Source organism: Pontixanthobacter rizhaonensis (assembly GCF_012972675.1).
Taxonomy (GTDB): domain Bacteria; phylum Pseudomonadota; class Alphaproteobacteria; order Sphingomonadales; family Sphingomonadaceae; genus Pontixanthobacter; species Pontixanthobacter rizhaonensis.
In genome coordinates this window covers 960,982-982,365 of sequence record NZ_JABCRE010000003.1, presented here as the reverse complement: position 1 = coordinate 982,365, position 21,384 = coordinate 960,982, and the positions used below count along the sequence as shown (strand labels likewise).

Here is a 21,384-nt window from a genome sequence, read left to right as displayed (position 1 = left end):
ACATGTCTGATGTTGCTGCTGGCTGGACCCGCGATCAAATGGCGGCCCGCGCGGCTCAAGAGCTGCAAGATGGATATTACGTAAATCTCGGGATTGGTATTCCGACATTAGTGGCCAATCATATCCCGGACGGCGTACATGTGACCCTGCAATCCGAAAACGGAATGCTGGGCATTGGCCCCTTCCCTTATGATGATGAAGTGGATGCTGATCTAATCAATGCTGGCAAGCAGACTATCAGTGAGCTCCCTCACTCAGCCTATTTTGATAGCGCAGCCAGCTTTGCCATGATCCGCGGCGGTCATATCGATTTGACAGTTTTGGGAGCGATGGAAGTCGCGGCCAATGGCGACATTGCCAATTGGATGATCCCCGGCAAGATGATCAAAGGCATGGGCGGCGCAATGGATTTGGTCGCAGGTGTCAAAAAGATCATCGTGGTGATGGAACACACCAGCAAAAGCGGTGCGCCCAAATTCATTCCCGAATGCACGCTTCCACTAACCGGTAAGAATGTGGTTGATATGATCGTGACCGATTTGGCCGTCTTTCAACGCACCAGCCATGACGCTCCGTTCAAACTGACCGAATGTGCCCCCGGTATCTCACCAGAAGAAATCGCAGCAAAAACGACAGCGCATTACATCAGCGATTAGCGCTCGCCGTTTTGCCCGAATATGCGTTACCCCAACGCGGCCTTGAGCTTATCGACCAGATCGGTCTTCTCCCACGGGAACAGATCGCCTTCAGCTGTCCGGCCAAAATGCCCATAGGCAGCGCTATTGCGATAGATTGGCTTGTTCAGGCCGAGATGCGTGCGGATACCCTTTGGTGTTAATCGAACCAGGCTAGGAATGACGGCTTCGATGCGCCCTTCGTCCACTGTACCCGTGCCGTGTAAATCGACATAAATCGACAACGGCTCAGCCACGCCAATCGCATAGGAAAGCTGGATTGTGCAGCGGCGCGCCAGACCGGCGGCAACGATATTTTTCGCCAGATACCGCGTCACATAGGCCGCAGAACGGTCAACTTTGGTCGGATCTTTACCGCTGAATGCGCCGCCGCCATGTGGAGCAGCGCCGCCATAGGTATCGACAATGATCTTGCGGCCAGTCAGACCCGCGTCACCATCCGGTCCGCCAATTTCAAACTTACCGGTCGGATTGATGTGATACACTGTATTATCGGTCAGCAGATCAGCTGGCAGCAAGTCCGCCACCACGCCTTTCACGTAATCGCGTAGCTGCGTATATTTGCCTTCGTCACCTTCGCCATTATGGAAGTAGTAGCCAGGCGCATGCTGTGTCGAGACAACGATTGCAGTCGCTTCAACGGGGCGCTCATTGGCATAACGCAGTGTTACTTGGCTTTTGGTATCAGGCTCCAAAAACGGTGCCTTTCCGGATTTACGGTCCTGCGCCATCCGTTCCAAAATCTTGTGGCTATAATCCAGCGTCGCTGGCATCAAATCGGGGGTTTCATCGGACGCATAGCCGAACATAATGCCCTGGTCGCCAGCGCCTTCGTCTTTATCTTCGCCCGCATCAACGCCTTGCGCGATGTCGACCGACTGGCCGTGAAGATTGTTTTCAAACTTCAATGTTTCCCAGTGAAAGCCTTCTTGCTCATACCCGATCTCACGAACCGTATTGCGCACAGCCTGTTCGATCCGCTCTGGAATACCGGCTGCCCATTCGCCATTCTCGTAAATACCTTGCCCGCGGATTTCACCGGCCAAAACAACCAATTGGGTCGTGGTCATAGTCTCGCAAGCAATGCGGGCTTCTGGATCAATGCTGAGGAAAAGATCGACGATCGCATCAGAGATTTGATCGGAGACTTTATCGGGATGCCCTTCAGAAACACTTTCTGAAGTGAACAGGAATGAATTGCGCATAGGGCCTCATATAAAGAATTCTTTATGTCACAGGTCTACTAGCTGCGCAGCCCTCTCCTTGCAACCAATGATGTCTGCAAAACTGAGAGAGCGAGGAGAAGCATTGCCCACGCCAGTGGCAACATATTTCCCCACCGAGAAAACAGGGTTGGGCTGTTGGCTGGCGGCACCAAACCATCAAGCCGGGATGCCCGGTGCATCGGGATATGTTGGCGAACGACACCGTTGGCATCAATCACAGCGCTTATTCCCGTGGTGGTTGACCGCAAGACCGGCAGCCCCTCTTCAATCGCGCGCATTCTGGCCTGAGCCAAATGCTGCGGCGGGCCCCAAGCCCCAAACCATCCGTCATTTGACGGGTTGAAAATGTAGTCCGGCCGGTTTTCAGGATCGGTCACATCACCAGAAAACACAATCTCGTAACAGATCTGAATGCCCGCTTGTCCCCAGTCGCCCAAGTCCAATGTTTGCGGCCCCGGCCCGGGTAGGAAATCGATCGTGCCCGCCACCAAGCGTGTCGCCCCCAGCGGTTCCAACAACCATCGCAGCGCCAAATATTCACCATAGGGCACTAAATGCGCCTTGTCGTATCCGGCCACAATCGTGCCGTTTTCGTCAATCGCGGTTACTGCATTGCGCGCGCCATAGGCACGGCCATCCTTGATCTCCAGATCCACCGCCCCGGTAAGCAACAACCCACCCTCATCCACGACCCGCCCGATGCGAAAGCGTGCGAAAGCGGGATCCCCGCCAGCAGTCATCTGGTTATAATATCGCTGCGGATACCCGTCGCGCAGATAATCCGGCACACCGGATTCTGGCCACAGAACTAACCGCTTCCCGGTATCTTCAGCCTTGCGAGTCAACATGGCGGTGCGCAGGAACTGCGCTTCATACTGACTGGGATCGTTCAAGTTTTCCTGACGGGTATCAGGCTGCACCAAAGTAAAGGGCAACGTCCCTTCTACGCGCGGAACGAAGGTGTGCTGAAACGGGAAGTGCATCCCCGCAGTGATCACTGCAATAATACCAGCTGTGCCCAACCAAGCCCGCCGTGACAGCAGCACCGTGATCAAAACCGCCGCGACTATCAGCAAGCCTGACAAACCATAGGTACCCACCGATGGTAAAATGCTGGCGATACCCGGCTCTTCAAAGCCTCCTAAGAAGGCGAGACCCAAAGGATCCCAAGCAAAACCGGTAAAGACCCAGCTACGCAGCCACTCACTCAAGATCCAGCTGCCCGCAAAGGCCGTCCCGAAGGCGGGAAACCCTGCCCCGCGAGCAACCAGTTTGGCGCCCACCGCAGCCACAGCCGGATAAACAGCCAGATAGAGCGATAGCAATGGAACCGCTGCCCAACCCAGCAGAACCGGCATTTCTTCCTGATACGTGAAGGCGGTTGCGATCCAATTATTGGCCAGCGTGAAATGGCCAAGCCCGAAGAACCAGCCCGCCGCCGCTGCACTTTTCCAATTTACCGACCAGAACAGCAGCAGTGCAAACCCTGCCACTGCGATGAGGGTTAGTGGCCAAAGGCCTAAAGGCGGGAAACCGCATGCGGCCAATACGCCCAAGCACAGCGATGTGAGCTTGGGATAGGCCCGCGCCCGATCCGCTGCTTTCCGGAGCAAAGCCTCGATCCGCTTGCCCGCCATGATTACTTACTCGGCTGCTTCGACCGCTTCGTCATCACTCGCCTTCCGGCGACGGCGAGGGGCGCGCTTTGGCTTCTCTTCACCATCTCCGCCAATTTCTGGCGGCAAAACGGCGGCATCAATCTCGCTATCATCAGCCGCAGGCTTGCGTGCGCGAGGTTTCCGCGGCTTGCGTGTTTCTTTTACCGGTGCGTCATCGCCTTCATTCGCTTCTACGCCTTCGCTTGGGCCATCCGAGGCAGCACCATCGCTCTGTTCGTCACTCTCTTCGCCATCACGGGGCCGACGGCTCCGTCCGCGGTCTGAATTCCGGTCATTGCCGCGCCCGCCATCTTCACGCTCATCACGGCGGCCACGGCCACGGCGGTTGTTGCCCCGATCACTCCGGCCTTCACTGCGGGAATCGTCATCTTCCGAATCGTTTTGGTCTTCGCCAGATTCGCCGCGTTCTTCCTGACGTTTTGCCCGTGCTTCATCTTGACGCGCCTTGTTGTCGGCCAATACGCGGTGATAGTGATCGGCGAATTGCAGGTAATATTCTTGCTGCACCCGGTCGCCATTGTGATAGGCGTCCTGCGCCAGCTTCTTGTACTTATCGAGCAGTTGCGGCGCGTTACCGCGCGCTCTGCTATCAATCCGGTTCGCCTGATTGGCGCCACCTTGATTCCGATTGTTGTTATTACGACCGCGACGGCGATTGTTATTATTACGATGGTTATTCAAGGAATTCTCTTCCCGTTAACGACCAATGGCAGTGCATAGCGACCGCGCCGGTCAAACAATAATCCCCATCTGCAATTTGCCTGTTCCACTAGCATCAGCGCCGAAGCGCAAGCGATTTGCAAATGTTGGAGCTAGACCGGGTTGGAGGCAAAAGACCCGAACCCTCGATCTAATTGAAGGGGGTAAAGCCTGATTCGCTCTTTGCCAAGCTTTTATCGCAACAATAGCGCGCGGGGCCTGTGGGCAAGATCCCGAAACAGCTCGGCGGTAAACCCGCAGTCGCGGGATATCTGCCCCACGGGATCGGCCTGCAAGTGGCCGATTTCCAGAATTACTACCCCGCTATCCTCTAGCAATTCGCTCAATTGCGGCACCAATACCCTGTAATCGTCAAGCCCATCAGGTCCGGCGAACAACGCCGATGATGGTTCAAAGTCTTGAACAGATCGATCGAGAAGGAGAGTGGTTTCAACATAGGGCGGGTTCGCTACGATTACATCAAACCGGCCCAACCCCTTCTGCCATTCAGGCTCGTGCCAATCCCGCCTTAACAACCGGGCACGCTCCGCTAGGCCTAGCCGTGCAGCGTTTGCTGCGGCGACCGATAATGCGCCCAAAGACGCATCCACGCCTATTCCGACCATCCCTGGCCGTTCGGCCAGTATTGTAAGGAGTAGCGCCCCTGAACCTGTCCCCAAATCAAGAACGCGCGTGGCATTGCCGGAAAGGTCAAGCGCCACGTCAACGATTGTCTCGCTATCTCCGCGAGGGATGAGCACTTCGGGAGAGACCAAAAATTCGCGGCCGTAGAACTCCTGTTGGCCCAGAATATAGGCAACCGGTTCATGCCGTATCCGGCGCTTGAGCAGGTCATCAAATGCCGCGGGAACTTGCAGATCACCGCCGCGCAGCAGCATATCGGATCGCGACATCTGCAGGGCATGCGCCATCAATAATTCGGCATCCAGTCGCGCTGTGTCGGATGTATTCGCCAACCGCTGCGCGCTGTCGCGCAACGCAGCAGCCACAGTGCTCACGAATCCAGAGAAGCGAGGCGCTTGGCCTCATCTTCAGCAATCAATGCATCAATCAATTCTGGCAAACCCGTGCCTTCCAACACTTCGGGTAATTTGTGAAGCGTCAAGCCGATCCGGTGATCGGTGACCCGGCCTTGAGGAAAATTGTAGGTGCGGATACGTTCTGACCGATCTCCACTGCCCACCATTGCCTTGCGCGCTTCCGCTTCCTCTCCATGCGCTTCTGCACGCTTCAGATCATAGAGCCGCGTCCGCAGCACTTGCATCGCTTTATCGCGGTTTTTGTGCTGGCTACGTTGATCCTGCTGGATGACCACAAGACCCGTCGGCAAGTGGGTTAATCGGACTGCGGAATCGGTCGTATTGACGTGTTGGCCGCCAGCACCGGAGGCGCGGTAAATATCAATTTTCAGATCATTCGTATCGATATGGACGTCAACCTCGTCTGGCTCGGGCAGTACGGCCACTGTCGCCGCAGAGGTATGAATTCGGCCGCCACTTTCTGTGACCGGCACACGCTGGACGCGGTGGACGCCGCTTTCAAACTTCATCTTGGCAAACACGCCCGTACCCGTGACGTTGGCGACGATTTCCTTAAACCCGCCGACATCAGCAGCACTCATGCTGACTGGTTCCACCTTCCAGCCCATATCGGCGGCGAACTTCTCGTACATTCGGTAGAGATCACCGGCGAACAACGCCGCTTCATCCCCGCCTGTGCCAGCGCGAATTTCCAGCATCGCCGGCCGGGCATCGGCGCTATCACGCGGCAACATGGCAATAGCGAGCGCGCGTTCCTTATCAGGCAGCGCGGCATTCAATTCGGCCAGCTCTTCCTGTGCCATCGCCTTCATTTCTGGATCGGCCAGCATCTCCTCAAGCCCCGCGATTTCCTCACGGATCGCGCCGACTTCTGCGGCGATTTTGGCAACGGGTTCCAGCTCCGCATAGTCACGGCTTGCTTTGACGAATTCTTCCCCCTCCAGCGTGCCCGATGCCATGCGGGCCTCCAGCTCGGCAAAGCGGTTCGTGATTTGGCGAAGGCGTTCGGCGGGGATTTGCATCAGTCGAGGCTCAATGTCCGGGTGAGGTCCTGCAAGCGCTCCAACAAACTGCCATCTGCTTTGAACCGCATCTGGTTGGCGCCGTCACGGACGTCAAACGCTACGATACTGACCGCACCCGATTTAACCGCTTTATCATACCGCTTCCGTGCAGAGCCAGAGGCCATTAGTTCAGTAGATAGGCCCTCTCTTCTCAATAACTGCGCCGCCTCGATTGCTTTTGGTAGCAATACGTCATTCTCCACCACCACCATCACATCGGCGTGAGATTGGGCGGGCTCACCCACCAGCATCGCCAGCCGTTCAATCCCGGCCGCCCAGCCAACGCTTGGCGTGTGCAGCCCGCCCAGTGTCTCGATCAGTCCATCATACCGGCCGCCGCCCAAAACGGTGCCTTGCGCGCCAAGCCGGTCGGTCACGAATTCAAAAGCCGTGTGCCGGTAGTAATCAAAGCCGCGAACCAAGCGCGGGTTGCGGACATACTCTACACCTGCCGCCTTCAATCCTGCTTCGACCTGCCTGAAGAAATCGCGGGCTTCATCAGTCAGGAAATCATCAATCGGCGGTGCATCGGCAACAATCGCCTGATCGCCGGGGTTCTTGCTGTCCAGAATACGCAGTGGATTCACATCAAGCCGTGTCTGGCTGTCTTCACTCAGCTGACCGCGATGCCCTTCAAAATACTCGACCAATGCGCCCCGCCATGCGTCCCGGCTTTCCGGATCGCCCAGCGTGTTCAATTGCAGTGTGACGCCGTCATCGATGCCAAGCTCTTTCAGAAGCTGATCCGCCATTGCAAGCAGTTCAACATCGGCTTGCGGTTCACCCGCACCCAGCACCTCTGCATTGATCTGGTGGAACTGGCGATAACGACCCTTTTGCGGGCGCTCGTAGCGGAATAGCGGGCCGTGCGTTGCCAGTTTGAGCGGTGCGTGTTGCTGCCAACCATTGGTGATAAAGGCCCGCGCGATACCAGCGGTAAATTCCGGGCGCAGGGTCAGCGATTCACCGCCGCGATCTTCAAAAGAATACATTTCTTTTGACACAACATCAGTGGTTTCCCCCAATGGCCGGGCAAAAACCTCCGTCTTTTCAAAAACCGGCATTTCTGCACGGCGAAAGCGGTAGAGTTTGCGCACGCGCTCAAATGTCTCAACCACAAAGGCAAATGCTTCTGCTTCTGGACCGAAAATATCCTGCGTGCCGCGGATCGCTTTAAGGGTGTTCTGACTCATAAGTGCCGCTTAGGCGGTTGATGCAAAGCCCGCAATATACAGCTCGCAAGGCACCTTGCTTGGTGGGTAGCTGCCGCAGTGCAGCATTTTCTTCCTTGGCGAGCGCATGATGTCTGACTATTGGCGCATCAACACTTCCCCACTTTGCCCCCACAAAGGACAATCCTCATGGATATTAGCAAGATTAGTATAGGCGATAATCCGCCCGAAAGCCTGAACGTCATCATCGAAGTCCCGACTGGCGGCGAACCGGTTAAGTACGAATTTGATAAAGCTTCTGGCGCTTTATTTGTCGATCGCATCCTGCACACACCCATGCGGTATCCGGCCAATTACGGCTTTATTCCGCACACCTTGTCGCCTGATGGTGATCCATTAGATGCCTTGGTGATCGCGCGCACCCCATTTATCGCAGGCAGCGTGATACGCGCCCGCCCGATTGGTGTCCTAAACTTGGAAGACGAGCATGGCGGTGACGAGAAACTGATCTGCGTGCCCGTCGACACGACCTTCCCGTATTATTCGGATGTCGGCGAAACCAAAGATTTGCCATCAATCATTTTTCAGCAGATCGAACACTTCTTCACCCACTACAAAGACCTAGAGGCCGAAAAGTGGGTCAGGATCGGCCAATGGGGTGACGCTGAAGAAGCACGAAAAGTGGTTCTGGAAGCGATTGATCTGGCGAACAAGAGCTAGACGCCATTAAGCTCCCGCAATAGTCATGCCGTCCACCCTCACAGTGGGTACATTGACTGCCTGATGCATCGCCAGATCATCTGCCGGGGTCATTGCAGCATACATATCGAGCAGGTTTCCGGCGAGGGTAAAGCCGGAAACCGGTTCCGACAGGACGCCGTTTCTAATACGAAAACCGGATGCGGCACGGCTGTAATCACCGGTCACACCGTTGACGCCTTGGCCAACCAGTTCGGTGACCAGAATACCGTCCTCGACATCGGCGATCATCGCCTCTCGCGTGATTGCACCCGGCTGCATGTGCACATTTGTTACCGAAGCGCCCGGCGCGCCGCTGCCCCCGCGGGATGCGTGCCCCGTGGGTGCCAATCCCAGCTGACGGGCTGATGCAGCATTCAGTATCCAGCCGGTCACTTTGCCATTCTTTACCAGATCGCTTTGGCGAGTAAGCAAGCCCTCCCCGTCAAACGCGCGGGAACGGGGCCCGCGCAAGCGATGCGGATCATCCGTGATAATGATAGAATCCGGAAAAAGTTCATCCTCTAGACGGTCCAATAGAAAACTGGATCGGCGAGCAATGGCCGCCCCATTCATTGCGCCCAACAGATGACCGACAAGCGAATCACTAACCCGCGGATCAAACAGGATGGGGACACTACCGCTGGGCATGGTTTGGGGGTTGAGCCGGGCGACTGTACGTTCCCCTGCCAGAACACCAATGTCCGTCCCGCTGGGCAAGTCCGCTAAATGGCGTGCTGTGCGATAGGCATAGTCACGCTGCATAGCATCGCCTTCGCCGGCAATCACACTCGCGCTAATCCCGTGACTGGTCGCGCGATATGCACCGGAAAATCCATGACTCGTCGCGAGCGCAACCACGCTTTGCCCGAAACTGGCGCTGCCACCTTGGCTGTTGGTAACACCGGCAACGCCGCGCGCTGCCTCTTCGGCCTCCAGCGCGCGCGCCTTCAGTTCCGTCGGGCTGGGTTCCCCCGGGTCAGCCAGGTCCAAATCACGGTGGTCGGCTGCTGATGACAACATATGCTCTGGCGCCAGACCGGCATAAGGATCTTCAGGGGCCAACCGCGCCATCGCAACAGCGCGCTCTGCCATTTCCGCCGCCGCATCATTGGAAAAAGTACTGGCGCTTACAGTCGCAGATTGCTGGCCGATAAAGACCCGCAAACCAACCGCCTCCTCTTCCGATCGCTCCGCATCCTCTAATGCACCAAGGCGTACTGTGACGCTCTCGGAAGCGCTGGCAGACATTACTACATCCGCAGTCTCTGCCCCGGCTTTACGCGCAGCTTGCAGCATTCGTTCGCAGCGATCCAGCGCCGTGGAACTATCAATCATTTTCGGTTTCCGTCCGTTTCATAGGGCGGAGTTAGGGGCCAAAGCGGCGCCCTGCAATGGACCAACGCCGGGCCAGTCTCAATTAGGCTATCGTCGCAATCAGCTTGAAAAGCCCTGTGAGCGCGAATGGAAGGCCAAGCGCCATCAACCAGACAAGAGCCTGATCACGCCGAAACGCGCTGGACATCGCAGGATCGCTGGCCTGCGAATCGCTGATAGTCCGCCACCGTTTCTCAAAGGAACGACAAGCCGGGATGATGCCCAAAACCAACACGACCAGCGCAAACAGCGCCATCGATTTGATGCCTGTTTCTTTCATGGCACCAACTGTCAGGAAGATATGCAGCGCGGTATAAACGATCAGCGCATAGGCGACATTGTCGCTCATACTCTTGCGCCAATCACGCGTTTTGCCCGATATTTGCATCTCAGCCGAACCATTTTTGGCGGCGGCCACGGTGCTCTTCAGCGCCTTTGTCATGCGCTTTCTCCCCAATTGAAAACATCCTTTTCCGGCAAAGAGTATTTCAAACTACGGCCCGACAATCAAGCGCGGTAACCAAATTGCAACCTCGCACGGGGAATAAGGGGTCATGCACGAATCTTGCCAGTTTCTGCCTTTCAAGGGTTTTCAAGGACTCACTGAGTGCTACATGGTTAACCTATGAGCACGATGGACGAAGCCGATATCGCCCCAAATGCCGCCTCTGGCGCAGTGGATGCAACCGCGCCCCTGCCAAATGGCGGATTAGAAGTCATTTCGATTGCAAAATCCTATGACAAGAGAGCGATTCTCTCAGACATTTCGCTTAGCGTGGGCAAGGGCGAAGTGCTGGGACTGCTGGGGCCGAACGGGGCCGGCAAGACCACTTGTTTCTATTCTATCATGGGACTGGTTCGGCCTGATGCTGGCCGTATTTTAATGGATGGCGACGATGTCACCAACCTGCCCATGTATCGCCGCGCCATATTGGGGCTGGGATATCTGCCGCAAGAAACCAGTATTTTTCGCGGGATGACGGTGGAGCAGAACATCAACTGCGTGCTGGAGATGGTTGAACCCAACAAAGACACGCGGGAAGCCGAGTTGGAGCGTTTGCTGGACGAGTTTGGTCTGACTAGGCTGCGCGCCTCACCGGCGATGGCGCTATCAGGCGGTGAACGCAGGCGGTGCGAAATTGCCCGTGCGTTGGCGGCCAAACCATCGATCATGCTGCTGGATGAACCCTTCGCCGGAATCGACCCCCTGTCGATCAGCGATATTCGCGACTTGGTCAAAGATCTTAAGACACGCGGAATTGGCGTGCTGATAACCGATCACAATGTGCGGGAAACGCTGGAGATCGTTGATCGGGCCTGCATCATTTACGGCGGCCAAGTTCTATTTTCAGGAACGCCGCAAGATCTTGTTGCGGACGAGAACGTCAAACGCCTCTATCTGGGTGAAGGTTTCACTCTGTAATGGGCAACGCGGCGGCACTTTGAACTATGGCCCTGGGCCCACGCCTAGACCTTCGCCAGTCGCAATCGCTGGTCATGACGCCTCAATTGCAGCAGGCGATCAAATTACTTGCCCTGTCCAATCTGGAAATTGAGACGTTTATTGGCGATGCTCTGGAAGCCAACCCGCTGCTGGAAGCTGGCGAACTACGAAGTGATGAGGCGCGCCCCGCAGAAGACATTCCGACCGAACCGGCATCAGCCGATGCACCTTCGGCGGAAGAACCCGCCCTCGATATTGACCGGTCAGCGATTGACCAAGATCGTGATACCGGTGACGGCGAATGGGGCGCTGGTGGCGCCGGTGCGCCGCCAGATGATCTACCCGGAATTGAAGAGCGGAGCAGCGATACCCTGTCGCTTGCCGATCACCTCGACGCGCAGATTGGCAGCGTAACCGGCGATGCGCGCGAAGAATTCGTTGCCCGGCACCTGATCGGTCTGCTGGATGAAGCGGGATATTTGCGCAGCACGCTGAGGGAAGTCAGCGATGATCTGGCCATCCCGATCACAGAAGTTGAGCGGGCGTTGAGCACGGTCCAGGCGCTAGAACCGACCGGAGTGGGCGCACGCGATCTGGGCGAATGCCTAGCCCTGCAAGCGAAAGAAGCCGATCGTTACGATCCGTGCATGGCGCGGTTGATCGATAATCTGGAGCTGGTTGCGCGCGGCGAATTTGCCCGGCTGAAACGCATGTGCGATGTCGATGACGAAGATTTTGCCGACATGCTGAGCGAGCTGCGTGAGTATGATCCGAAACCCGGACTTGCCTATGGCACTGATATACAAGCCGCGGTTGTCCCCGATATATTGATCACAGCGGCCAAGGGCGGCGGCTGGGATATAGCGCTCAACGAAGCGACCCTGCCGCGTCTTATTGTGAATCGCGGGTATTATGTTGAATTGCGCGAAGGCTGCACTGACAAAGAGAGCCAAGGCTGGCTCAACGAAAAATTGGGCGATGCCAATTGGCTGATCAAAGCTTTGGACCAGCGTCAAAAGACTATTTTGAAAGTCGCATCCCAGATTGTGACCAAACAGGGCGGGTTTTTCGTCAATGGCGTATCGGAACTAAAACCGCTAACGCTCCGTGAGGTTGCTGAAGAAATCGATATGCACGAAAGCACGGTCAGCCGGGTTACATCGAATAAATATTTGCATTGCGAGCGCGGCACCTTTGAGCTCAAATATTTCTTTATGAGCGGGGTCGGCGGCGGAGCTGATGGAGAAGGCGGCGCATCTTCGGAAAGCGTGAAAGCGCGTATCAAAGCTCTTACCGATGCTGAAGAGCCGAAAAAAATTCTCTCGGACGACAAATTGGTCGAACTGCTAAAGGCCGAAGGGTTCGATCTGGCGCGCAGGACAGTCGCAAAGTATCGCGAAGCTATGGGCATCGGCAGCAGTGTGCAGCGCAGGCGCGCGAAGAAGATCGCGGGTATCTAGGCAATAAGGAACCCAAGGGTCACGCGGTACAGCCCCAGCGAGGAAACCGCGAGCCAGGATAGGTTTCCGAAAACAAAAACGTCCCGACTCGGAAACGAAACGACTCGCCGGATTCGGCCGGTTTACGGCTTATTAACCTTTTTTGTTCAGAAGTTTTGTGGTTAATCCAACGTAACACTGATTAGCGATGTGTTACCAGACGAATTCGGGGTAAAGGGGAACCACCCATGAGAGTACTGCTGATTGAAGACGAGCCAACAACAGCAAAAGCTATCGAGCTGATGCTGACGACTGAAGGCTTTAATGTCTATTCAACCGATCTGGGCGAAGAAGGCCTCGATCTGGGGAAGCTGTATGATTACGATATCATCCTTCTGGATCTGAACTTGCCAGACATGCACGGTTATGATGTGCTGAAAAAACTGCGCGTCGCCAAGGTGCAAACGCCCGTCCTTATCCTCTCAGGCATTGCCGAGATGGACAGCAAGATCCGCAGCTTCGGCTTCGGTGCTGACGATTACGTGACCAAGCCATTCCACCGCGAAGAGCTGGTTGCCCGCATCCACGCCGTTGTCCGCCGTTCCAAAGGACACAGCCAATCGGTCATCCGCACTGGTAAGCTGGCCGTGAACCTCGATGCCAAAACTGTCGAAGTCGATGGCGCCCGCGTTCACCTGACCGGTAAAGAATATGCCATGCTGGAGCTATTAAGCCTCCGCAAAGGCACGACGCTCACCAAGGAAATGTTCCTCAACCACCTATATGGCGGCATGGATGAGCCCGAACTCAAAATTATTGATGTCTTCATTTGCAAGCTGCGTAAGAAACTCAGCCACGCATGCGATGGCGAAAACTACATCGAAACAGTGTGGGGCCGTGGTTATGTCCTGCGCGATCCCGAAAGTGCTGCTGAAGCCGCTTAAGACGGCTTTAGGTTACCCTCAGCAACGGGTCTCCTGACGATTATAGACGCCCGCAGCATAAGCGCTGCGGGCGTCTATTAATATGTGTCACCCATATGCCCGGCTCTGACACACTAAATTAACCCTATCCCAACAGTCAGGCGGTATGCTGAAACCATGCACATAACCGCGCCTTCATCCACGCGTATTCACGCGATCGATGCGATCCGCGGGTTTTGCTTGCTCAACATCTTCATCAACCACATTTACGTTGGTGTACTGAACGGCTTCTCTCCATCACGGGTGATGTTTTCGGACAGCGCTGAAGCCTTTGTGTTCCTAGCAGGCATCTCGTGCTTTCTCGCCTACAGCCCGCGCGACAATCAACGATCGCTGGCAGAAGGGCGAGCCAAGGTTTGGCGGCGGGCGGTCACTCTGTTCTTGGTCAACATGGTCATCGCGTTCGCGTCGCTAGGCATATTGCTGGTATCAGCTACGTTCGCGGATCCGGCACATCCGGCAATTTTTCCAACCGAGATGATTCAGGAGCACGGCCTTGCCACCTATCTTTGGCACGTCCTCACCATGCAGCAAAACGTAGGATATACGGTTGTTCTGCGGCTGTACGTCGCGCTTTTGGTGGTCGCCCCGCTGTATATCTGGCTCGCCACAATTCGGTTCTGGCTGCCACTCATTCCTGCTGGGGCAATTTGGGTGACAGCTGGGCATTTTGGCCTGGTGGAGGTTAACAGTCTAAACCATGTCGACCTGGCGTTGACGCTTCTACCGTGGAATCTGGTGTTTGCTGTGGGCGTTGCGCTGGGTGCCGCCATCGTACAAAAACGAAGCTTCCCACAGCACAATATTCTGACCGGAGCAGCCGCCCTATTGGTATTGGCGGCGCCCATTTGCTTCGTCGTGCTAACCCGCCTTTCACCCGAGATACTAGACTGGGTGAACACCCGTAATGACTACTTCTGGACCGGTGCGAGCAAAACTCTGCAATCCCCGCTGCGAGTGTTGTATATGGCTGCCCTCGGCTACCTTTTCATCGCATGGCGCCATGCCCCTGTCGTACGGGCGGTTCATAGCGTTTCCGCCGGCAATCCCCTGACACAGCTGGGCCGCAAATCGCTCGAAGTCTTTGCCGCTGGTGCGATCTTGGCGGTTGCCGTCGACAATTTACTGTGGGCGCTATCGGTCAATCGGATCGTCCTATTGGAATCCGCGAATGCCATAGCGCTGGAAATTGCCCTGACCGCGGCAGCATTCGTCATCATGCTGCGTATCGCTCGCAGCGATCGGTTTACCACGGCCACAGTTAGCAGGCTCATTCAAGACACCGTATTCAACAAGCGTCGGCGCACAAATATAGCTAGGGCTTGAGGGCGATACACTCTGGCACTAAACGCGCAGCATGTCTGCCCATAAGCCTGGTGATCCCACCACTCTCAACCGTCTCTATGGCCGTTCCATCGGCAAGCCTTTGCGCGCGTATCAGCAAGGTCTGGTGGATGAATTTCTGCCGAAGATTGCCCCGCCGCTAGAAGGTCCAGTCACTTCGCAAGGGTTGTTTGACGATGACCGCCCGCTACATTTTGAGATTGGCTTTGGATCAGGCGAACATATGGCTGACCGCGCCGATATGCTGCCCGATCATGGTTTTATCGGGGCCGAGCCGTTTTTGAACGGTGTCGCCGCCGCCTTGGGTCATGCCAAAGACCGAAACTTGCCCAATATTCGTATCCATCACGGCGATGCGTTGGAAGTTCTCTCGCGCATTCCCGATGGCGCGCTCAGTTTCGTCTACCTTCTCCACCCTGACCCTTGGCCGAAAGCACGGCACGCCAAACGCCGGATGATGAATGATGGTCCGGTCAATATGATCGCGGATAAGCTAAGACTCGGCGGTGAATTTCGTTTCGGCACAGATCACGACATTTATCTACGTCATGCATTGATGATCATGCGCGGTCAGACAGACAAGTTTGAATGGCTCGCCGAAGGGCCTGATGATTGGCAAAACCGGCCCGGCGGATGGAGCGAAACACGGTATGAGCGCAAAGCCCGGGACGTATTCAAGCATGAAGTATGGTATTTCCGCTATCGGCGGAAATAGGTGAGGGCCAAGCTGTGAAATTCTTGGGATATATCTTCGGCACTATTGGGGCGGTTATGCTGGCCTTCACAGCGACGGTGCATTTCTATCAGCAAGCCGCTTTTGCAGACGCCATGTCCGCCCAAGGGACAGTGATTGGATATGGTCAGCGAAGCTCCAGCGGTTCTGCCTCGAGGGTACAGTTTCGTAACATAAACGGCCAATATCACCGGTTTGAAAGCAACGTCAGCAGTAGCCCTCCCCGCTACGCAGTAGGCGATCCGGTCACGGTCAAATATCAGCCTGACAAGCCAAGCAGTGCCGCAATTGACGACTTTCTTGGTAACTATCTGTTTGTGCTGATCTTTGGCGGCATTGGGTTTGTTTTCTTCGCGATCGGAGCAGGAATTTTAATCGCCGTTTTCGGACGCAAACGGACGATTGCCAAGCTGCTGAAGCGCGGCCTACCGATCCAAGCCAAATATATCGAAACCTACCGCGATACGAGCGTCAAAGTGAACGGCCGCAGCCCCTACCGCGTTGTCGCGCAGGCTACACACCCAGCGACCGGCAAATTACAGCAATTCAAAAGCGAGATGCTATGGATCGATCCAAGCGAGCAAATGGAGGGGCAATCCGTCAGAGTGCTAGTCAATCCGAACAAGCCTAAGCAGCACTATGTCGATTTGTCCGAATTCATTGGCGCGGATTGAACGCTAACCCACGACGCCGGCTGCGGCCAACACTGCCAACGTCAACACATCGGGTGCAATCGCCGTCATAGGGGCGATTTGCACCGGCTTCTCCATACCGATCAGCATCGGGCCAATTGTGTCATCCCCGCCCAATTCCTTGAGAATTTTTGCGGAAAGATTAGCTGATTGGAGCCCTGGCATAATCAAGACATTGGCTGGACCAGAGAGACGGCTGAATGGATAGAGCTCCATCACTTTCTTGTTCAGCGCGGCATCGGGCGCCATTTCGCCTTCATATTCAAAGCCCGGATCTTCCTGATCCAGAATGGCAACCGCACCGCGAATATTGTCCAGCCATTTCCCGCTTGGGTTGCCGAAGGTGGAATAGGACAAAAATGCCACGCGTGGCTCGTGGCCCATCCGGCGGGCAACCTCTGCCGTTTCACGGGCGATATGGGCCAGTTCTTCAGCGCTTGGACGCTCGTTAATCGTAGTGTCGGCAAGGAACGTTGTGTGGTTCTTGCCGATCATCATATGAATACCAAATGGCAGCGCGTCCTGCTTGGCATCCAGTACCAAATTCACCTCACGGGCAGTCTGTGCGAAGGTCCGCGTCAGACCGGAAATCAATGCATCACCGTGACCCAACGCAACCAACAAGGAAGCGAAAACGTTTCGCTCCTGATTGACCATCCTGCGGACATCACGCTCGGTATAGCCTTTGCGTTGCAGCCGCTTGTAGAGATACTCGACCATCGCGGGCACGTGCTCGCTATCGGCAGAGTTCTGAATTTCAAAATCGCGATGGTTTTCCACGCCCAGCATATGCATCTTGTCTGCAATTGCTTTCGTCCGGCCCACCAGAACAGGCGTGCCATAGCCGAAATCACGGAACTGGATGGCGGCACGCAGCACCACATCTTCTTCCGCTTCGGCAAATACCACGCGTTTGGGATTCGCCTTCGCAATTTCATAAGTGTTGGTCAGAACCGACGTGGTCGGGTTGAGGCGCGCTTTCAATGATTGGCGATAGACGTCAAAATCCGCAATGGGCGCTTTAGCTACGCCCGAATCCATCGCGGCTTTCGCAACGGCAGATGAGACAACTTCCATCAGGCGCGGATCAAACGGTGCCGGAATGATATAATCCGTTCCGAATTTGTGGTTCTTGCCATAAGCCGCTGCCACTTCATCGGGCACACGCTGGCGCGCAAGCTCTGCAATCGCGTGAGCTGCTGCCACTTTCATTTCCTCGTTAATACCGGTCGCCTGAACATCCAGCGCGCCGCGGAAGATAAACGGGAAACCCAGCACATTGTTAACCTGGTTGGGGAAATCGGAACGGCCGGTGGCGATAATCGCATCAGGACGGACAGCTTTGGCCTCATCGGGCAAAATTTCCGGATCAGGATTTGCCATGGCAAAGATTATCGGCTTGTCAGCCATCTTCTTCACCCATTCAGGCTTAAGTGCGCCCGCCGCCGATAGGCCCAGGAAGATATCAGCGCCTTCCAGTGCTTCTTCCAAACTACGCGCTTCTGTCGGCACGGCATGCGCGCTTTTCCATTGATCGACATTTTCACGGCCAGGATAGATCGGACCTTTGCGGTCGCATACAGTGACGTTTTCATGCGGCACGCCAATGCTCTTGATCAACGCAGTACAGGCCAAAGCAGATGCACCTGCCCCGTTTACTACCATCTTCACATCTTTGAAGTCCCGGCCGGTCAAGTGACAGGCGTTGATCAAGCCGGCTGCCGCAATAATCGCGGTCCCGTGTTGATCATCATGCATGATCGGAATGTTCATTTTTTCGCGCAGGGCCTGCTCGATAATAAAGCACTCCGGCGCAGCGATATCTTCCAGATTGATCCCGCCAAAGCTGGGTTCCATCAAAGCCACTGCATTGATGAAAGCTTCCGGGTCTTCTGTATCGAGTTCGATATCAATCGAGTCCACATCAGCGAAGCGTTTAAACAGAACCGCCTTTCCTTCCATCACAGGCTTGGATGCTAAAGCGCCTAAATTACCCATGCCCAGGATCGCGGTTCCGTTGGAAATAACTGCGACCAAGTTAGACCGCGCCGTGTATTTCGCAGCGGTTGAGGGATCATCAGCAATCGCCTGCACTGGTGCTGCAACACCGGGCGAGTAAGCGAGCGACAGATCGCGCTGGGTCGCCATCGGTTTGGACGCGATAATCTCGATTTTTCCGGGGCGGATCGTCTCGTGATAAAACAATGCTTCGCGAGTGGTAAAACCAGAATTCTTGTCGTCAGCCACAGCCGAAATCCCTTTTTTATAGAATATAGCGCTTCATCTAACCGAGCATCGGCGCAAGCGATAGGGGAAAGGCAACAAACCGCCCTTTCCGAATCGTTGCGGGCAAGGGTACGCCCAATGGATGGCCGGTAAGTCGACACCTATGATGGAGCAGTATCATGCTCTGAAAGAACAGGCAGAAGGCTGTTTGCTTTTCTACCGCATGGGTGACTTCTTCGAGCTGTTTTTCGATGATGCCAAACGGGCTGCCGCCATTCTGGATATCGCGCTGACCGCGCGCGGAAAAGACAGTGGGGAGCCGGTCCCCATGTGCGGTGTGCCCGTTCACGCCGCCGAGGGGTATTTGGCGCGGCTGATCAAGGCTGGTTGCCGTGTCGCTATTGCCGAACAGGTCGAGACGCCGGAAGAAGCCAAGAGGCGCGGCGGGTATAAAGCACTCGTAAAGCGCGATATCGTTCGCTTCGTTACTGCGGGCACACTAACCGAAGAAGCGTTACTTGAACCTCGCCGTGCCAACATGCTCGCGGCAATTTGTGACGTACGCGGTACGGTTGGACTGGCCAGCTGCGATATTTCGACCGGTAGAATGGTGCTTGAAAGCTGCCTTCCGGGTGACATCCCATCCGCTTTGGCGCGGATCGGAGCCAGCGAGATAATCTTCCCTGACAGCATGGATCCACCCGGTGACAATGCGATAAAACGCCCAAAGGGGGACTTCGGGAGCGATGACGGAGAGCGCCGCCTCAAACAGCTGCATGCGGTTAAAACGCTCGATGCTTTTGGCGATTTCTCGCGCGAGATGCTCGCCGCTGGAGGTGGGTTGGTCGCCTATCTTGACCATGTCGGTCGCGGTAATTTACCCTTATTGCTGCCGCCGGAGTTGCGGGCCGGTGAGGCGCAATTGGCGATGGATGAAGCCACCCGTGCCAGCCTAGAGATACTGACCTCGCAACAAGGCGGACGGGCGGGAAGTTTGGTCGCGGCCATCGATCGCTGCGTAACCGGCGCAGGAGCGCGGCAGTTGGCAGAGGATCTGGCCGCGCCTCTATGCGATCAGGCCGCCATCTCCCGCCGGCTCGAATTGGTAGAGTACATATATGGTGATCCGCTTTTAAGAGCCGATTTGCGCGATGTGCTTCGGGCCTTGCCGGACATTAGCCGGGCGCTGGGCCGTGTTGTTGCAGGGCGAGGTAGCCCGCGGGATCTGGGGCAGATTCGCGACGGATTGGCGGAAGCGCGCCGGATCAAAGACTTTCTCTCTGGCAAGCCGGATCAACCGCCTCTGCTCCTGTCGCTGCTACCGGCAATGGGCGGGCATGGGGCCTTGGTAGATCTGATGCAGCGCGCGCTGGTCGCAGCTCCGCCAACCGAACGTTCTCAGGGCGGCTTTATCGCGGAAGGGTTTGATGCCGCGCTTGACGAATTACGGGAGGTCTCTGGCAATGCCCGCCGGGCCATCGCTGCGTTAGAAGCCAGATACCGCGACGAGACTGGCATCACGGCATTGAAAATCAAGCATAATGGAGTGCTGGGGTACTTTATTGAAGTGCCCGCCAAACATGCCGATGCGTTGATGGCGCCCGATAGCGGTTTCACCCACCGCCAGACGATGGCAGGTGCAGTGCGGTTTAACTCATTGACACTGCACGAAGAGGCTGGCCGGATAACCGAAGCTGGCGGACGGGCACTCGCTGCAGAGGAAGCACATTTCGAAGAACTTATCGAACAGGTCGCCTCCGTGCGGGAAGCCATTGCCACCACCGCGACAGCTTTAGCGCGGCTGGATGTGGCGGCAGGTCAGGCAGAGAGGGCCGCCGAAGGCAGTTGGTGCAAACCAGCCATCAGAGACGATAACGCGATCACCATCACAGGTGGGCGCCACCCGGTCGTGGAAAGTGCGCTGTCAGCAACCGGGGATCGCTTCGTTGCGAATGATTGCACCCTTAAAAACGCAGACCGGCTCTGGCTGATCGGTGGCCCGAATATGGGCGGTAAATCGACCTTCCTCAGGCAGAATGCTTTGATCGTATTGCTGGCGCAGGCGGGCGGCTTTGTTCCGGCAGAGCGAGCCGAAATTGGTTTGGTCGATCGGCTGTTCAGTCGGGTAGGTGCCTCAGACAATCTCGCCAAAGGGCGGTCGACCTTCATGGTCGAGATGGTCGAGACTGCCGCTATCCTTGCGCAAGCGAGCGAACGCAGTTTTGTGATTCTCGATGAAGTTGGCCGCGGCACCTCGACCTATGACGGGCTAGCTCTAGCGTGGGCCGTGGTCGAGGCCGTGCATGAAACAAACCGCTGCCGCTGTTTGTTCGCAACCCATTATCATGAACTCGCCCGCCTCGCAGAAACCTGCGATTCCCTGTCACTCCACCACGTTCGGGCACGCGAATGGAAGGGAGACCTCGTCCTGCTTCATGAACTGGCAGAAGGTCCTGCTGATCGCAGCTATGGGCTGGCCGTGGCGCGCTTGGCAGGTATTCCAAAACCGGTGGTGTCCCGCGCGAAATCCGTATTGGCAAAGCTCGAGAAGGGGCGGGAGGAGACCGGCGGTCTTGCAGCGGGACTCGGGGATTTACCTCTGTTCGCGTCGGTCATTGCTGAAGACGAGAACGATGAGGAAACTACTTTCCTATCCCGCTTGCAAGAACTCGATATCGATGCCCTTTCGCCGCGCGAAGCGCTCGACCTGCTCTATCAATTGAAACGCGACGCTGAATCTACCAAACTTTAAGACCTGTTGGTCTACAGTTTTGCGTATGTTGGATTTACTTTCCCAGAACCGCCTTGTCGC

The 21,384-nt window shown here is 56.0% G+C and carries 18 protein-coding genes; 9 read left to right on the top strand and 9 right to left on the bottom strand.

Annotated elements, in window-relative coordinates:
• Positions 1–2 precede the first annotated feature (2 nt).
• Entirely contained in the window at positions 3–656 is a 654-nt protein-coding gene (locus HKD42_RS12490) for a CoA transferase subunit B (RefSeq protein ID WP_170013816.1), read from the top strand.
• 26 nt (positions 657–682) lie between these two features.
• Here HKD42_RS12490 and metK read toward each other — a convergent pair whose 3' ends face one another.
• The 6 genes from metK to hisS form a co-directional block, all read right to left on the bottom strand.
• Entirely contained in the window at positions 683–1,900 is a 1,218-nt protein-coding gene (gene metK, locus HKD42_RS12485; protein ID WP_170013814.1) for a methionine adenosyltransferase, read from the bottom strand.
• A 38-nt stretch (positions 1,901–1,938) separates the two neighbouring features.
• Positions 1,939–3,558, bottom strand: a complete 1,620-nt coding sequence (gene lnt, locus HKD42_RS12480) for an apolipoprotein N-acyltransferase (RefSeq protein WP_170013812.1) — start codon at positions 3,556–3,558, stop codon at positions 1,939–1,941.
• A gap of 6 nt (positions 3,559–3,564) precedes the next feature.
• Entirely contained in the window at positions 3,565–4,281 is a 717-nt protein-coding gene (locus tag HKD42_RS12475) for a DUF4167 domain-containing protein (RefSeq protein WP_170013810.1), read from the bottom strand.
• A gap of 212 nt (positions 4,282–4,493) precedes the next feature.
• Entirely contained in the window at positions 4,494–5,318 is an 825-nt protein-coding gene (prmC, locus tag HKD42_RS12470; protein ID WP_170013808.1) for a peptide chain release factor N(5)-glutamine methyltransferase, read from the bottom strand.
• Positions 5,315–6,382, bottom strand: a complete 1,068-nt coding sequence (gene prfA / locus HKD42_RS12465) for a peptide chain release factor 1 (protein ID WP_170013806.1) — start codon at positions 6,380–6,382, stop codon at positions 5,315–5,317. The genes prmC and prfA overlap by 4 nt, the downstream gene beginning before the upstream one ends.
• The gene (gene hisS, locus HKD42_RS12460; RefSeq protein WP_170013804.1) at positions 6,382–7,617 is read right to left on the bottom strand and encodes a histidine--tRNA ligase; all 1,236 of its coding nucleotides are present in this window, start codon (positions 7,615–7,617) and stop codon (positions 6,382–6,384) included. Before hisS ends, prfA begins: the two co-directional genes overlap by 1 nt.
• A 168-nt stretch (positions 7,618–7,785) precedes the next feature.
• On the opposite strand from hisS, the gene ppa reads away from it, so the two are divergent.
• Positions 7,786–8,316: an inorganic diphosphatase gene (gene ppa, locus HKD42_RS12455; RefSeq protein WP_170013802.1), complete on the top strand. Its 531-nt coding sequence runs from the start codon at positions 7,786–7,788 to the stop codon at positions 8,314–8,316.
• A 6-nt stretch (positions 8,317–8,322) separates the two neighbouring features.
• On the opposite strand, the gene HKD42_RS12450 is transcribed toward ppa, so the two are convergent.
• Together HKD42_RS12450 and HKD42_RS12445 are read right to left on the bottom strand one after the other, a co-directional pair.
• A complete protein-coding gene (locus tag HKD42_RS12450) occupies positions 8,323–9,672 on the bottom strand; it encodes a TldD/PmbA family protein (RefSeq protein WP_170013800.1) in 1,350 nt (449 codons plus the stop codon).
• Positions 9,673–9,754: 82 nt separating this feature from the next.
• The gene (locus tag HKD42_RS12445; RefSeq protein WP_246237024.1) at positions 9,755–10,153 is read right to left on the bottom strand and encodes a hypothetical protein; all 399 of its coding nucleotides are present in this window, start codon (positions 10,151–10,153) and stop codon (positions 9,755–9,757) included.
• Between the two features lie 192 nt (positions 10,154–10,345).
• Between HKD42_RS12445 and lptB the strand changes: the two genes are divergently transcribed.
• The 6 genes from lptB (at position 10,346) to HKD42_RS12415 (ending at position 16,328) form a co-directional block, all read left to right on the top strand.
• Positions 10,346–11,134, top strand: a complete 789-nt coding sequence (lptB, locus tag HKD42_RS12440; protein WP_425500393.1) for an LPS export ABC transporter ATP-binding protein — start codon at positions 10,346–10,348, stop codon at positions 11,132–11,134.
• A gap of 26 nt (positions 11,135–11,160) precedes the next feature.
• Positions 11,161–12,615 carry an RNA polymerase factor sigma-54 gene (gene rpoN / locus HKD42_RS12435; protein WP_170013796.1) on the top strand — a complete coding sequence of 485 codons (1,455 nt, stop codon included), beginning with the start codon at positions 11,161–11,163 and terminating at the stop codon, positions 12,613–12,615.
• Between the two features lie 227 nt (positions 12,616–12,842).
• Positions 12,843–13,538 (top strand): response regulator transcription factor CtrA, encoded by a 696-nt coding sequence (ctrA, locus tag HKD42_RS12430; protein WP_170013794.1) that lies wholly within the window; start codon positions 12,843–12,845, stop codon positions 13,536–13,538.
• Positions 13,539–13,694: 156 nt separating this feature from the next.
• Entirely contained in the window at positions 13,695–14,903 is a 1,209-nt protein-coding gene (gene opgC, locus HKD42_RS12425; RefSeq protein ID WP_170013792.1) for an OpgC domain-containing protein, read from the top strand.
• Between the two features lie 31 nt (positions 14,904–14,934).
• Entirely contained in the window at positions 14,935–15,636 is a 702-nt protein-coding gene (trmB, locus tag HKD42_RS12420) for a tRNA (guanine(46)-N(7))-methyltransferase TrmB (protein WP_170013790.1), read from the top strand.
• Complete coding sequence (locus HKD42_RS12415; RefSeq protein ID WP_170013788.1) at positions 15,609–16,328, top strand: DUF3592 domain-containing protein; 720 nt, start codon at positions 15,609–15,611, stop codon at positions 16,326–16,328. The genes trmB and HKD42_RS12415 overlap by 28 nt, the downstream gene beginning before the upstream one ends.
• A 3-nt stretch (positions 16,329–16,331) precedes the next feature.
• On the opposite strand, the gene HKD42_RS12410 is transcribed toward HKD42_RS12415, so the two are convergent.
• Positions 16,332–18,593, bottom strand: coding sequence for a phosphate acyltransferase (locus tag HKD42_RS12410; RefSeq protein ID WP_170013786.1), 2,262 nt, complete (start codon positions 18,591–18,593; stop codon positions 16,332–16,334).
• Between the two features lie 121 nt (positions 18,594–18,714).
• On the opposite strand from HKD42_RS12410, the gene mutS reads away from it, so the two are divergent.
• The gene (gene mutS / locus HKD42_RS12405) at positions 18,715–21,324 is read left to right on the top strand and encodes a DNA mismatch repair protein MutS (protein ID WP_170013784.1); all 2,610 of its coding nucleotides are present in this window, start codon (positions 18,715–18,717) and stop codon (positions 21,322–21,324) included.
• Positions 21,325–21,384 lie beyond the last annotated feature (60 nt).